At 46.3% G+C, this 14,381-nt stretch carries 15 protein-coding genes; 10 read left to right on the top strand and 5 right to left on the bottom strand.

Translation table 11 applies throughout. From position 1 onward, the window contains the following. Positions 1-112: 112 nt before the first annotated feature. The 3 genes from dinB to ABD031_RS13385 all read right to left on the bottom strand — a co-directional run bounded on the left by dinB (position 113) and on the right by ABD031_RS13385 (position 3,240). Entirely contained in the window at positions 113-1,213 is a 1,101-nt protein-coding gene (dinB, locus tag ABD031_RS13395) for a DNA polymerase IV (protein ID WP_343852289.1), read from the bottom strand. Beyond that, positions 1,203-2,366, bottom strand: a complete 1,164-nt coding sequence (locus ABD031_RS13390; protein WP_343852287.1) for an anthranilate synthase component I family protein — start codon at positions 2,364-2,366, stop codon at positions 1,203-1,205. The genes dinB and ABD031_RS13390 overlap by 11 nt, the downstream gene beginning before the upstream one ends. A 148-nt stretch (positions 2,367-2,514) precedes the next feature. Continuing rightward, complete coding sequence (locus ABD031_RS13385) at positions 2,515-3,240, bottom strand: YceI family protein (RefSeq protein ID WP_343852285.1); 726 nt, start codon at positions 3,238-3,240, stop codon at positions 2,515-2,517. Between the two features lie 119 nt (positions 3,241-3,359). Between ABD031_RS13385 and ABD031_RS13380 the strand changes: the two genes are divergently transcribed. The 8 genes from ABD031_RS13380 (at position 3,360) to ABD031_RS13345 (ending at position 10,450) form a co-directional block, all read left to right on the top strand. Next, positions 3,360-3,881 (top strand): gamma carbonic anhydrase family protein, encoded by a 522-nt coding sequence (locus ABD031_RS13380; protein WP_343852283.1) that lies wholly within the window; start codon positions 3,360-3,362, stop codon positions 3,879-3,881. 95 nt (positions 3,882-3,976) lie between these two features. Continuing rightward, positions 3,977-4,498, top strand: a complete 522-nt coding sequence (locus tag ABD031_RS13375) for a hypothetical protein (protein ID WP_343852281.1) — start codon at positions 3,977-3,979, stop codon at positions 4,496-4,498. Between the two features lie 106 nt (positions 4,499-4,604). Then, positions 4,605-5,318: an esterase family protein gene (locus tag ABD031_RS13370; protein WP_343852279.1), complete on the top strand. Its 714-nt coding sequence runs from the start codon at positions 4,605-4,607 to the stop codon at positions 5,316-5,318. Positions 5,319-5,348: 30 nt separating this feature from the next. Next, positions 5,349-6,305 (top strand): ATP-grasp domain-containing protein, encoded by a 957-nt coding sequence (locus ABD031_RS13365; protein ID WP_343852277.1) that lies wholly within the window; start codon positions 5,349-5,351, stop codon positions 6,303-6,305. Positions 6,306-6,316: 11 nt separating this feature from the next. Next, positions 6,317-7,435 carry a carboxylate-amine ligase gene (locus ABD031_RS13360; RefSeq protein ID WP_343852275.1) on the top strand — a complete coding sequence of 373 codons (1,119 nt, stop codon included), beginning with the start codon at positions 6,317-6,319 and terminating at the stop codon, positions 7,433-7,435. Between the two features lie 41 nt (positions 7,436-7,476). Further along, positions 7,477-8,307 (top strand): type 1 glutamine amidotransferase, encoded by an 831-nt coding sequence (locus ABD031_RS13355; protein ID WP_343852273.1) that lies wholly within the window; start codon positions 7,477-7,479, stop codon positions 8,305-8,307. Positions 8,308-8,313: 6 nt separating this feature from the next. Further along, positions 8,314-9,504: a hypothetical protein gene (locus ABD031_RS13350; RefSeq protein ID WP_343852271.1), complete on the top strand. Its 1,191-nt coding sequence runs from the start codon at positions 8,314-8,316 to the stop codon at positions 9,502-9,504. Positions 9,505-9,691: 187 nt separating this feature from the next. Beyond that, positions 9,692-10,450, top strand: coding sequence for a sulfite exporter TauE/SafE family protein (locus tag ABD031_RS13345; protein WP_343852269.1), 759 nt, complete (start codon positions 9,692-9,694; stop codon positions 10,448-10,450). Positions 10,451-10,470: 20 nt separating this feature from the next. On the opposite strand, the gene ABD031_RS13340 is transcribed toward ABD031_RS13345, so the two are convergent. Together ABD031_RS13340 and ABD031_RS13335 are read right to left on the bottom strand one after the other, a co-directional pair. Then, on the bottom strand, positions 10,471-11,370 hold the full coding sequence (locus ABD031_RS13340; protein WP_343852267.1) for a helix-turn-helix domain-containing protein: 900 nt from the start codon (positions 11,368-11,370) through the stop codon (positions 10,471-10,473). A 4-nt stretch (positions 11,371-11,374) separates the two neighbouring features. Then, entirely contained in the window at positions 11,375-12,142 is a 768-nt protein-coding gene (locus ABD031_RS13335) for a hypothetical protein (protein WP_343852265.1), read from the bottom strand. Positions 12,143-12,520: 378 nt separating this feature from the next. Here ABD031_RS13335 and ABD031_RS13330 point away from each other — a divergent pair, with 378 nt between their 5' ends. Together ABD031_RS13330 and ABD031_RS13325 are read left to right on the top strand one after the other, a co-directional pair. Next, the gene (locus ABD031_RS13330) at positions 12,521-13,510 is read left to right on the top strand and encodes an aldo/keto reductase (RefSeq protein WP_343852263.1); all 990 of its coding nucleotides are present in this window, start codon (positions 12,521-12,523) and stop codon (positions 13,508-13,510) included. Positions 13,511-13,858: 348 nt separating this feature from the next. After that, a complete protein-coding gene (locus ABD031_RS13325) occupies positions 13,859-14,359 on the top strand; it encodes a Crp/Fnr family transcriptional regulator (protein ID WP_343852261.1) in 501 nt (166 codons plus the stop codon). Positions 14,360-14,381 lie beyond the last annotated feature (22 nt).

The raw sequence follows: 14,381 nt of genomic DNA, 5'->3' as shown, positions 1-14,381 counted from the left end.
CGCTCTTTTAGCCGTTCATTCATTTTGGGATCATTTAACAAATCCTCAATTGTCTGTCTTTTTTTCATTTGATGTGAATTTAGTAGACACACTTAATTGAACACTCTCCTTATTATGTTTCAAAAGGAATCTTCAATTGCTGTCCAAAATGAACCTGCTCCTCGGTAATGTTTAGGTTGGACAGTCCAAGACCCAATAAGCGAACCGGTTTTACAATCTCCTCTTGATTCAAAAGTTCAACTGCCGTTGTCCAAATCATTTCTTGATCCGGATACTGTTCGAGGGTTTTGCTGCGGGTTTGCAGGGTGAAATCCGAATGTTTGATCTTCAAGGTGATCGTACGTCCCTTGATGCCGCCCCGCTCGATCCGGCTGATGACTTCTTCGAAAACATACCGGAGCTTGGATTCCATTTCTTGGAAAGTAATGAGATCCTTGTCAAAGGTGTTTTCTGCACTCAGGGACTTGCGAGTGCGATGTGGATGAACCTGCGAAAGGTGAATCCCCCGGACGATGTTGTAGTAATGAAGTCCAGACTTTCCGAATTTCTTGGTCAGAAACTGAAGTGAAAACTGTTTCAGATCCATCCCGTTGTGGATACCCAGCTTTTGCATTTTTTCGGCGGTGACTTTGCCGATACCGAAGAATTTTCCAATCGGCAACTTCTCCAGAAAAGCCTCCGCATCCTGTGGGAGGATGACTGCCTGCCCATTGGGCTTGTTTAGGTCAGAGGCGATCTTAGCCAGAAACTTATTGTAAGAGACTCCAGCCGAGGCATTGAGGCCGGTTTTTTCCTTGATTTTGGTGCGGATTTGCTTGGCAATCAGGATGGCGGACTTTAGACCCATCTTGTTTTCTGTCACATCCAAAAACGCTTCGTCCAGGGAAAGTGGCTCCACCAAATCGGTGTATTCGTAGAAAATCTCCCGGATCTGCAGCGAGATCTCTTTGTATCGGTAGAATCTCGGCCGGGCGAAGATGAGCTGCGGGCATTTCTTGGCGGCCAAAGCCGAAGACATCGCTGAGAAAATCCCGTACCTTCTGGCCTCATAGCTCGCCGCTGCTACCACGCCACGGGCGACATTTCCGCCAACCACCAAAGGCTTTCCTCGCCACTCCGGACGATCCAGCTGCTCGACCGAGGCATAAAAAGCATCCATATCCACATGGATGATCTTGCGAATGGGGGAGGGAGGTTCAGGGTTAGTTTCCACGTAGCAATTCCAAGATGGCTTGGGCTTTCAGTGCACATTCCTCGTATTCCAGCCTAGCATCCGCATCGATGGTAATGGCACTTCCCACTCCAAAATAGAGCTTTTTTGCATCCAAGTCAGCAATGATGGATCGGATAACAACAGAAAAATCGAAATCTCCGTCCTCGTCTATCCATCCATATGCTCCCGAAAACCAACCGCGACGAAAATCTTCCTCGCGCTCGATGATCTTCATTGTACTGATCTTAGGTGCGCCTGTCATACTTCCCATCGGGAAGGTGCCATAGATGATATCTCTCAGTGAGGTGCTGGGGTTAATCTCCGAACTGACTGTGCTGATCATCTGAAAAACCCGAGGAAATGGATAGATCCCAAAAAGCTCCTCGACGCGAACCGAGCCAGTCTTTGAGACTCTCGCCAGGTCATTTCGGGTCAGATCTGTGATCATCAGATTTTCGGCGCGTTCTTTTTCGCTGGCCAAAAGTGCTTGTTGATTTTCGGCGTCTTCCTGTTCATTTCTGCCTCGGTGGATGGTTCCTTTGATAGGCTGGGCGATGAGTTGGTTGCCTTCTTTCTTCAAGAATCGCTCTGGTGAGGCTGATACCAGCCATTGGTTTTTGGCTTTGAAAAGACCGGAAAATGGCATTTTCGACAGCTCGTTGAGCCTGAGATAGGCAGCAATCGGATCCCAGGAATCAAACTTTCCATAAAAGGCCTGGCAAAAATTGGCTTCGTAGGTGTTGCCGTCCCGGATTTCATCTTGGATGGTCTTGATCTTTGCTAGATAGTTCTCTCTGGAAATTTGGGGAGAAACAGTGCAAGTTAGGCTGCTGGCCTTGGATGGGATGGAATTTGCCAGTTCGTCAAGCCAGGTCTCTGGGAGTTTGTTTTTAGAGTAAAATCCATTTTCCGTAACTTGGAACGACAACTCAGGCTCAAAAAAACAAAGATCAGGCAGGGGGAAGAATTCCGGATTTTCACTGTCCAGCTTTTCGATTTGATTTTTAAAGTCATAACCCAAAATGCCTACTTTCTCTTTTCCTGGGGTATTTTCAAAGACTTCAGTTTCGTTCAGCGCTTCATTCCCGGCAAAAAATAAATTTTCAAATCGACTGTCGGTGTAGCTATGCCCATTTCCCTCAAAATAAGCCATAAAAGCAAACTTTTGATCTGCCCAGCGTAACAAAATTGGAATAAGTCTGTTCTTGGGAAAGTTGTAAAAATGAGGGTAGGATATCATCGAAAGACAAAAAAAGAGGAATTCCGCGGAATTCCTCTTGTATCATCAGTAGTTGGTTTAATTATTCACTGGCAGTGACGTCCAATACCACCGAAACGGTATTGTAGATGAACTGGTCCTTTGCTATGTTGGCTGGATCTGCCTCATTACCATAGGTGAGGCCCCACTCAGTGCGGTCAATGTTGAAACCGGCCTTAGCAGATACTGTCCCGTTTTCCACACTTACAGTAGCAGGAAACTTGATGTTCTTGGTAGTTCCCCTCATCGTTAGGTTTCCACTTATCCAATGGGTAGGATTGGCAGGAGCCAACTCGGTATCGTGTTTCGGTGTGTGCTCCGAGGCTCTTTCATCCTTGTCAGCAACGATATCGCCCGATTGGAAAGGCTCGACAGCCGTGATTTCGAAGGTTGCAGTAGGGTGGGAGGCAGCGTCAAAGAAATCCGGAGATTGCAAATGGCCATATAGTTTACCATAGTTTTCATCTTCGGCAGGCATGTCTTCGATTTTTAGCCCAGGAATATCAAAGGTGAACGATCCCGCGGTAATTGAGTCTCCTGCTAGTGTCACGGTTCCCTGAGTAGCGGGGATGGTTCCAAAGTGCTCACCGGCAGGCTTGTAGCCCCTCCATCCGAATGTGCTGGATGCAGCGTTAATCGTGTAGGTGTTACCTTGCCCAGATGCTACTTCTTGGGCTTCGGATGTTTCGACCGTGTTGTTTGGAGCTCCGCAAGCAAAGGCTAGAAGCCCAGCTGCTACAAAAAGGCCGGTTTGTTTAATAAGTTTCATGTTCATTGATAGTTGTATGTATATACACGTAAACTGAATCCCTTTAAAAAAGTTCAGGTCAGGATTAAAATTTCTAATTTTCGGTCGGAATATTCCAAAAACAAAAACTAAAGGAATCCATGGCACTGCTCATGAAAGTAAGAGGCAAATCACCGGAATTTGGAGAAAATACCTGGCTGGCGCCTAATGCGACGGTCGTCGGCGACGTCATCATGGGCAAAAACTGTACGGTGTGGTTCAATGCCGTCGTGCGGGGAGATGTGCATGAAATACGGATCGGCGATGATTCCAACATTCAGGATGGTGCGGTAATCCATTGTTCTTATCAACGGGCGCCAACCCATATAGGCAATCAGGTTTCGATTGCGCACAATGCCATTGTCCATGGCTGCACGATTCACGATCGGGTGCTGATCGGCATGGGAGCAATTGTGATGGATGGAGCCGTGATCCATTCCGATTCGATCATCGCGGCAGGTGCCGTCGTATTGGCTGGGACGGTGGTGGAGTCCAATACGATCTATGGGGGTATGCCAGCAAAGAAATTGAAGGACATAGGCCAAGAAATGCGGGAGGTGATTATGAGAACCGCCAAAAACTATCCGATGTATGCACAATGGTTTATAGATCCTGAAAATTGAATTTGGCTTTCAGATAACTGATTTTCGAAATCGGTTGAAGTTTTTTTTGACTTGGTTTTTTCTTTTCTATTTTTGAGTTGCTGAAATTTTTAAATATGAAGTTACTTTTTCAATTTCTCAGCAAATGGGGCAATCTCCTGTTGCTGTTCTGTCTTTTTCTTTTGTTCAACATCCTGTTGAGTTCTTTTTTGCCCAAAGAATACGTATTGGATCTGATGTTTGCCTACTCCTCCGAAGAAGCCTATGCGGCATTGGGACATCTGAATCCCTCGCAAATCCACAGGTACAAAATCGGTATTTGGATATTGGATATGCCCTATTTGGGGATTTATTGTCTTCTCTTTTCTGGTCTCATGATCCAAATCTGGAAAAATCATACCACTGCTTGGTTGCCGGTGGCGGTAGCAGCCATGGATTTGTTTGAAAATCTTTCCGTGTTGCGGATTTTGGGACTTTACCCTCGCCAAAACGAAATTTGGACCGCGATTGCCTCTTTTTTCAGCACATCCAAATGGGTTTTGGTAGGAGTCTTAATTTTTGCGCTGGTGTTTGGACTGATCTTCTCGGTTTTTTCAAAGCGGAACTTTTTTGAAAAATCTACAGAAGCCAGAATTTAACCGTTCCTCGCCCGTCCCTCCTTCACAATTCTTTTCTTTTCGCTGAATTTTGACTAGTATTTGGAGACAGTACCAAACGCTAATTTTTCAGTCAAAAATATAGTTTATGAAGGAAGACTATTTAAAATGGTATTCACCCCATCTCCATAGAGATGTTGAAATGTTGGTTTTTGGACATGCAGGATATCCGGTGGTGCTTTTTCCCACTTCCAAAGGATCCTTTCACGAAAATCGGGACATGGGCCTGATTGGATCAGCCCATTGGTTTATCGAACAGGGGCTGGTGCAGATCTTTTGTCCCGAGAGCAACGATAAGCAGAGCTTTTATGACAGGGGGGTGCATCCGCATCAACGAATACAACAACACGTCGCCTATGACAAGATGATCTGCCATGAAGTAGTGGAGCGGATCCGCCTCAACACGGGCACGGCAAAAGTTGCCGTTGCTGGTTGTAGTTTTGGAGGATATCATGCGGCCAACTTTGCCTTTCGTCATCCCGGATATGTGAGTCACATGTTCAGCATGAGTGGTGCCTTTGACATCCGAAATTTCATGGATGGATATCAGCACGATGATATTTTTTACAACAGTCCATTGGAGTACTTACCCGGGCTACAGGATCATGAGCTCTGGAACATGATGATCGTGCTCGGGACATCCAATTGGGATATATGTTTTGACGCCAACCTTAAGTTGGACGGAGTGCTCAACCAAAGAAACATTCCTCATTGGCTGGACGTCCGGCAAAATCGCCTGCACGATTGGCCGATTTGGCGAGAGATGTTTCCACACTACTTATCTACTATCAAGTTTGATTAAAATAAATCCAAATATTAATACTATAGAGCTATGAAAAAGATCGGGATACTTTTCGGCATGGAAGACACTTTTCCTCAGGCCTTTATCGAACGAGTCAATGAAAAAAAGGAAAAAGGAATCGTCGCAGAGGCCGTTCGGATTGACAAAGTCATACAGAATCAGGCTACCGAGTATGCGGTCATCATTGATCGGATTTCCCAGGATGTTCCGTTCTATCGCGCTTACTTAAAAAATGCGGCGCTCGCCGGAACTGCCGTGATCAACAATCCATTTTGGTGGAGTGCAGATGACAAGTTTTTTAACAATGCCCTCGCAGATCAATTGGGAGTTCCGTTGCCAAAGACCGTGATCTTGCCTTCCGCCAAGCATCCAGACGATACCACCGGAAAGTCCTTTAGAAATCTGGTTGCACCCTTGGATTGGGAAGGGATTTTCAGCTACACGGGTTTTCCAGCATACATGAAACCTTATGCCGGGGGAGGTTGGAAGAATGTGTACCGACTGGAAAACAAAGAGGAGTTTTTCCAAAAGCATCCGGAAACCGGCCAATTGGTGATGTTGCTTCAGGAGGAAATCGTCTTTGATGAATACTTTAGAGTGTATTGTCTGGGCGGAAAAGCAGTGAGAATCATGGAATACGAACCGCGCAACCCGCACCATTTGAGATATGTGGTGGACAAAGCTCCTGCTTCAAAAAAATTGCTTAGCACGGTGAAAGATTATACGCAGCGTCTCTGCACTGGCTTGGGCTACGACTTCAATACTGTAGAGTTTGCGGTGAGAGACGGCATCCCTTATGCCATTGATTTCGGTAATCCTGCCCCCGATGCGGATGTCAATTCTGTAGGTCAGGAGAATTTTGACTGGGTGGTAGAGGAAGCAGCGAAGATGGCTATTGCTTATGCCAAGGCACAAAAGCCTGGACAGATGAATCTGACCTGGGGGACTTTTATGAAAGGTTCGGTCGAAAAGGCCAAGAGATTTTAAGGTAAAGCACGATGGCAAATCAGGTAAAGAAACTCCCGCAGTTTACGCTGGGGGTAGAGGAAGAGTACATGATCATTGATCCTGTCACGAGGGATTTACGCTCGCACATGTCAAAAATCGTGGAGGGAGGAAAGATAGTACTCCATGAGCAAGTCAAGGCTGAGATGCATCAATCGGTGGTCGAAGTAGGGACGAACATTTGCCAGAATGTGGCGGAAGCTCGAAGAGAGGTGAGTTTCCTTCGGAAAAAAATCCATGAGCTCGCTGCAGCGCAAGACTTAGTCGTCGGAGCCTCGAGCACACACCCCTTTGCCAAATGGCAGGATCAGGAGATCACAGACGACCCTCGGTATCATACCATCGTCAACGAACTCAAGGACATCGCGCGATCGAATCTGATCTTCGGTCTGCACGTGCACGTAGGAATCGAGAGTCGGGAGATTGCGCTGCAGTTGATGAATCAGGCTTGCTACTTCTTGCCTCATCTCTATGCTTTGACTGCGAATTCACCATTTTGGGAGGGGAGAAATACCGGCTTCAAGGCGTTTCGAGCCAAAGTTTTTGCAAAGTTCCCAAGGACAGGCCTGCCCGAGTATTTCGACTCGGTTCAGTCTTACGACAATTATCTGGAGACCTTGGTGAAGACCAATTGCATCGACAACCCTAAGAAGATCTGGTGGGATCTCAGGATGCATCCTTTCTTCAGCACGATTGAATTTAGGATTTGTGACATGTGTCTGACCGTCGATGAGACGATCTGCATCGTTGCCTTGATTCAGGCAGTCGTCGCGAAACTTTACAAGTTGCTGATGAGTAATACCAGTTTCAACATTTATCGAATCGCCCTGATTCGCGAGAATAAATTTCGGGCGGCAAGAAATGGAGTTGACGGACTTTTGATAGATTTTGGCAAAAAGGTCGAAGTGCCTACCAAAGACCTGATTATGGAATTGCTCGATTTCATCGACGATGTGGTGGACGAACTTGGAAGTCGACAGGAGATAGAATATGTGCACAAAATTCTCGAAAAAGGCACCGGAGCAGATCAGCAACTGGACGTTTTTGAAAAAACAGGAAGCCTGGAAGCGGTCGTAGATTTTATAACAGGGAAGTTTACCGAAGGGATTTAAGCGAATTCCTACCTTTGTGCGTTACAAACCGATTGAGTAAAGTGGGAAAGAAAAAAGTGAATCTGGCGATTTTGGATATGTATGAGGGCGAGCCTAACCAGGGCATGCGTTGTATTCATGATATCCTTTCCAGGTTTTCGGAGGTGATTAGTTACCGCGAATTTGATGTAAGAGGAAAAGCAGAGCTGCCTGACATCCGAAATTTCGATATTTTCATCTCTACCGGCGGACCGGGAAATCCGCTGGAAGGTGACGGAAATTGGGATCTGCGCTACAATGATTTTCTGGATGAAATCTGGATATGGAACCAAAATCATTCTCAGAAAAAGCAGCTTTTGTTGATCTGTCATTCATTTCAGATAGCCTGCAAGCATTTCGGTTTGGGAAATATCACCAAAAGAAAGTCCACCTCATTTGGAGTGACGCCTATTCACAAGACCCCCGAGGGAATGAACGATCCGCTTTTCATGAATCTGGCCAATCCGTTTTGGGCGGTGGATTCGCGTGACTATCAGGTGGTACAGCCCAATAAGCGAAAATTTAAAGCGCTCGGGGCTCAGATGATCGCGTTGGAGAAAATCAGAAACCACGTAGAATATGAGCGTGCTATTATGGCGATCCGGTTTTCGGATGAGATCGTGGGAACCCAATTTCATCCTGAGGCAGATGCGGTCAGTTTTTTGGCGCATCTCAAAAAACCTATGGTGCGGGAAAAGATCATCGAACTGAAAGGGAAAGCAAAATTCCGCACCATGCTCGAAGATTTGGTTGATGAAAATAAGATATACAAAACCAACGAGACCTTGATCCCGAATTTTCTCGAGCAGTCGATCCGTAAATTGACATTGGCAAATACACCCTCATTGACTTGAAACTGAATGATTGAATCTGCGCGAAAACGGTTTAATGCCGAATTTTCCTCTGAAAAATATCAGGCATTTCTCGCCGATATTGCCTCTGATTTTGGTTTTTCACCTACTTTCCGAATAGCCGAAACGCCTTTTTTTATCCCCAAAAACCTCGAAAATCAGCTGATTGAAGGTTGCAGCCAAGTGATTGACTTTATCAAAAGGCCTGACTTTAAAAAACTCACTCAGCGGTCGATAGAACTGAATACCGCTGTGCCCAATGAGGATGCCCATACCCAATTTTTAGCCATTGACTTCGGAATATGTGAGGAGCAGGGTCAGGTATTGCCCAAACTGATCGAGGTACAGGGATTTCCTACCATCTTCAATTTCCAGTTCAATCTCTACAGGAAGTTTTTAAACCAGTATCCCTTTTTGAGCAACTACTCTCCCTATCCCGGTGCGGCCGATGAGGATTCTTATTTTAAATTGTTGACAAAAGTGGTGCTGGGCAAGTATACTTCTGAGGAGGTTGTTTTGCTGGAGATTGAGCCCGAAAAGCAGAATACAAAGATCGATTTTTATTACGCCAGTAGGGATTTGGGTATTCCTTTGGTCTGTGTCACTGAGGTGAGCAAAGAGGGTAAACAGCTGTTTTATCAAAATCCGCGCGGTGAGAAAACTCGAATCCGAAGGATTTACAATCGGGTGATCTTTGACGAGCTGAATGCGAGAACAGACCTGAAACTGGATTTCAGCTTCGAAGAAGACCTTGATGTAGAATGGGCTGGTCATCCGAACTGGTACACCCGGATTTCGAAATTCATTTTGCCATATCTCTATGGTCCGTATTTTATCGAAACTACGTTGCTAAGTGAGTTGGAAGAAATACCTGAGGACTTGGAGAACTATGTGCTCAAGCCGCTTTTTTCATTTTCCGGGGCAGGAGTGATCTTCAATGTCACCAGGAAAGATGTGGAGGCCGTGCAAGACAAGGATCTTTTTATCCTTCAAAAAAAAGTCCACTACGCCCCGGTCATCCAATCTCCGGATGGTAAGGTAAAAGTGGAAGTGCGGGTTTTTTGCCTGTGGCCTGAGGAAGATGAAAGTCCCACGATTGTGGGCAACCTGGCCAGATTGAGCAGGGGAGAGATGATCGGTGTGAAGTTCAATCGTGACAAAGACTGGGTCGGCGGATCGATTGGATTGTTTGAAGGATGAAGTATAGAACCATACACTTGTTGGCCAGTTGTGATTTTGTACTAATCGGAAGTTCAATCACCTGTATTGACAACGCTACTTCGGTCACTTGTAATAAGCGAATCCGAATTATCGGTATTCGGTCATCCATTCCGACTTCTTTGGCAAATTGGTCAATTGACGACATTTCGTTTAGAGAGAATTTTGAATGATTACTATAGAACACCTCCCTATCATCTTTTTTGTCATCGCATTATTTTATAGTTCAGTTGGGTTCGGTGGCGGCTCAAGTTACCTGGCTATCTTGAGCCTTTTTCTGACTGATTTTCATGAAATACGCGCTACTGCGCTGATTCTCAATATTTGTGTGGTTTCGATTGGGACGGTCATTTTTATCCGAAACAGGGTGTTTGACATGAAGCTCTTTTGGCCGTTTCTGGTTTCCAGTATTCCACTGGCTTATCTCGGGGCTCGGTTGCAGCTTTCGCAGCAAGTATTCTTTCTGATTCTGGGCTCATCGCTAATCCTGTCCGGAATTGCGATGATGGTTCGCTACGTAAACGCCAAGCTGGAGTCTCAACAATTTAGCTTGGTAAAACAATTGGGCTTGGGAAGTAGTGTGGGGCTTTTGGCGGGTGTTTCGGGAATCGGCGGAGGGATTTTTTTAAGTCCAATGCTGAATCTCCTCAACTGGGCCAATCCGAGAAAAGTGGCCGCATTAGCTTCTGTTTTTATCCTTGTCAACTCAATATCAGGGCTAATCGGCTTGACCGTTGCAGATACGTTTCACCTAGATCCCGACTTGATTTGGAGGTTGATCATAGCCGTCGTACTTGGGGGAAGCCTCGGGTCCTATCTTTCCAGTGCCAAGTTTAACCTAAGAATACTTGGTAGTCTGACGGCGGTGTTGGTGATCTATGTGGGCTTGAGACTGGTGTTGATGCACGGGTTTGGAATTAATATTTGACCGGGATTCCCTCTAATCACTCAGGATTTCCTGAATTGGGTCGGACTGAGGTTCACGTGTTTTTTGAAGAAATTGTTGAAGTGGGTGACCTCTGTGAAGCCCAGCGAATAGGCAATCTCGGAGACATTCCACCGGCTTTGGGATAGCAGGACTTTGGCTTCCTGTAGCAGGCGCTCCGCGACGAGCGAGGAAGTGGTCTTGCCCGTCATCGCCTTCACCGCTCGATTGAGGTGGTTCACATGGACATTCAGCTGCTCGGCAAAGTCCGAGGGCGTCCTGAGCTGAATCGCCGAGTGGGACTCATCTATGGGAAACTGTCGCTCCAGCAACTCCAGAAATATGGAAGCAATCCGCAGCGCGGCATTGCCCCGCTGGTTAACCTGAAGCTCCGCAGGCTGAATTTTCATCCCGAAGTGAATCAGCTCAAGTACCAGATTTCTCAGGCGATCATACTTGTATTTGTATTCCGAGCTAAACTCCTCTTGCATCTTCTCAAAGATTGCCTCCACCTCATGGGTCTCCTCATCGCTCAGTTCAAAGATGTGAGTTCCATTTGGGTGAAAGACCTCATACTGGTGGATCTGCCCAAAATTGCTGAAGAAATGAGGGTTGAAAATGCAATAGACGCCTCCATTATGGGCATTGAGGTGATCCCATTTGTAGGGAACGAGGGGATTGGAGAAGGACAAGGCCTGCTTTTTGACCATATAGACCCGATCCGCATAATGAACCGTACTTGCACCAGTCACCAGCATCACTTTGTAAAAGTCCCTTCTCCGATAAGGCACGCTCTTGACCGCTCCTTCCAAGTACGGCTTTAGGCAGAAAATATTGAAATGACCCAGATCGTTTTTCAGGTTTTCCGGAATCCACTGGAACTTCCTGCTATAAAACTCTTCTAGTGTCTCAGCCTTTTCCATAGCTTCACTTTTTGTCTTTTCGATAGTCATTGGCAAAACTGTAAAGCACGCTGACATTCCAGACCATATCATCTCCCGGAACCGTAGAATCGATCTTCTGATTGAAGAGCGTCTGGAATCCAATCGGGAAATCAACCTTGGACAGCGTGAAACTGGAATTCACATAAAAGCCGGAATTCTCATCCACGCTTAGAAAATACAGCTGAGGATTGACCTTTAGCTTGATATCCTTGATTATCCTCAGATCTGACAACACCGTGTTCCAAGACAGAAAATCGGAGTTTTTTGGCCCAGTAGGATTGAAGCCTGTCCCATGTAGGTAGTAGAGTCCGGTACTGATATGCTCCGAAATCTTATACAGGGGCGAAAGCTCTCCTGCCAGGTAGCGATTGGCTATGAACATTTTCTGCGGTTTTCCATCTACGATCACTTCCATGTCCTGAAAGATAAAAGCCGGATGAGCCCCCGCTGTCAGGGTAAACCGACTATCTTTTAGCACCTTGTACCTCCACCAAAAGACAAAGGACCAAGGTTTTCCATTCATTCCAAATCGAAACATCGGATCAAAGGATAGACGGTCTCCGCCCACACTCAAATCAAAAAACACCGCCGGCTTACCCAGAGTAAAGGCTGGAATAATTGAAATACCGTTGCTGGTTGCTGCGATGGTTCCATTGAAATGTTTGATTCCTTGAGCCCTTAGCTGATTGGGCGGCGAAAAGACCAGCCAAAAAGCCAGAACCCCGAAAAAGGTCAATTGAAATACTTTCATGTAAGGTCATTTGGGTGTAAACGCAAAACAAGTCCTGCATTCCTGACAAATCTCGAGTTTTGCCTAAGTCTGCAAAAATGAAATTCAAATTAAAACTTACACATTTCAAACATCGAATGCTAAAAAACCAACAGCCTAAATGGGATTGTCTTTTGACATCTACTCGAAATTCCGAAAGCTGAAAATCGTGCGATGTTTGAATCTGATAAGTATTGGTTTGATCAGAGTTAACATATCCTACTGAAAATAAGAAACTTTGAAAACCCAAAATCAAAGGGGCTTTTGCAGTATTCTTTCCCCACCTCAATAAAGATCATTGTAACTTCGGTTGAGAGCCTCACTTACCTACCTAGTATCACACTTATAGAAAAGAAAGACATGGAAAAGCGAATCTTAGGAACCAGTGGACTCGAAGTCTCAGCTATCGGTTTCGGCTGTATGGGCATGAGCTTCGGCTACGGCCCTGCCAAAAGTGAATCCGAAATGATCTCTGTGATCCGAGCGGCAGTAGACATGGGCGTGACATTTTTTGACACGGCTGAAGTTTACGGGCCTTTTGTCAATGAGGAATTGGTCGGCAAAGCACTCGAACCCTTCAAAGGCCAACTGAAAATTGCGACCAAATTTGGCTTCGCAGCGGATGAAACAGGCCGATGGAGCCAACTCGACAGCAGTCCAGCCAACATCAAAAAAGTCGCCGAAGCTTCCCTCAAAAGGCTAAGGGTTGATCGGATCGACCTTTTTTACCAGCATCGGGTAGATCCCAAAGTCCCCATCGAGGAAGTAGCCGGGGCGGTGAAAGAACTGGTTCAGGAAGGAAAAGTGGCCCATTTTGGTCTTTCCGAGGCTGGAGTCAAAACGATTCGAAGGGCGCACGCGGTTCATCCGGTCACCGCGCTTCAAAGCGAATATTCACTCTGGTGGCGAGAGCCGGAGCAGGAAATTTTTCCTACACTGGAAGAATTGGGAATAGGCTTTGTCCCTTTCAGTCCTTTGGGAAAAGGGTTTTTGACCGGAAAAATCGACGCCTCCAGTTCCTTCGAGGCGGGAGATTTCAGAAATGTGGTTCCGAGATTCGCCGAGGAAAACCGAAAAGCAAATCAAGCGCTGATTGACCAGCTCCAAGTCATATCCGATGCACACCAATCCAGTCCTGCTCAGATCGCCTTGGCTTGGCTTTTGGCCCAAAAGCCTTGGATCGTTCCCATTCCTGGCACGACCAAGCTCCATCGCTTGGAAGAAAATCTAGGCGGAGCCAGCGTCAAACTTTCTGCGCTGGATTTGATGAATATCGACCAAGCCCTAGAAAACCTGAAAATCCTAGGAGAACGATATCCCGAGGCTTCGCAAAAGATGATTGACAGGTAAGCGTGTAGGGAAGTAAGGAGGTCGAAGGTTGGAAGTCACCCTGAGCGACGGGAGTCGCGAAGTCGAAGGGTGAAGTCTAGCCATTCGGATTAAGGGACTTCGACGTCCTGCCTACCGGCAAGGAACGCACTCATCCTGATCCAAACAACTGCTCATAATTGCCATAAGCAAAAGAAAAATAGATTGGGCAACACCAAAAACAAGCCGCCGCTATGGTAGTTTTTTTTTGCAAATGGATATCGGTGAAACTTGTTCTCTATAGATAACATTCCCTGCTTTTGTTTTCCGGAGAAAACAATTTGGGTCCGACTCCGGAGTTTTGAGCGGACTTTCCCTATTTTTCCTCCCATGCCCACCAACGCGATCATCCGTTTTCTCGAAAACTACATCCCCGTTTCTGAGGAGGAGAAAAGCCTCATCCAAGCCCCTTTCGAAGAGCTTGTGCTGAAGCGAAGGCAAAAACTGCTTCGCTCGGGTGAGGTCTGCAAGGCCTATACCTTTGTGGTCTCGGGCTGTTTTCGCATGTACGGCGTCGATGACCGTGGATTTGAACACAACATCCAGTTTGTGGCTGAAAACGACTGGATCGCCGATATGGCAAGCTTCTACACCGGAAAAGCCAGCCTCCTGAATATCGAAGCCCTGGAGGCGTCCCGAGTCCTGCAGATCGGACAGGCCGACCTCTACAGGCTCTATGAGGAGGTGCCCAAACTCAACCGGATCTTCAAGGTCATGATCGAGCACAAGTACATCGAGCTCCAAAACCGAGTCCTCCAAAACTTCAGCTCCACCGCAGAGATTCTGTGTTTAAGATCAAGAAGAAATAAGGATTTTCTTAAATTTCGTTAGTCAAGTCGGCATCAGCCAGACT

The sequence above is a fragment of the Algoriphagus jejuensis genome (genome assembly GCF_039523455.1).
Classification (GTDB): Bacteria; Bacteroidota; Bacteroidia; order Cytophagales; family Cyclobacteriaceae; genus Algoriphagus; species Algoriphagus jejuensis.
This window is presented reverse-complemented; position numbering and strand designations above follow the sequence as displayed.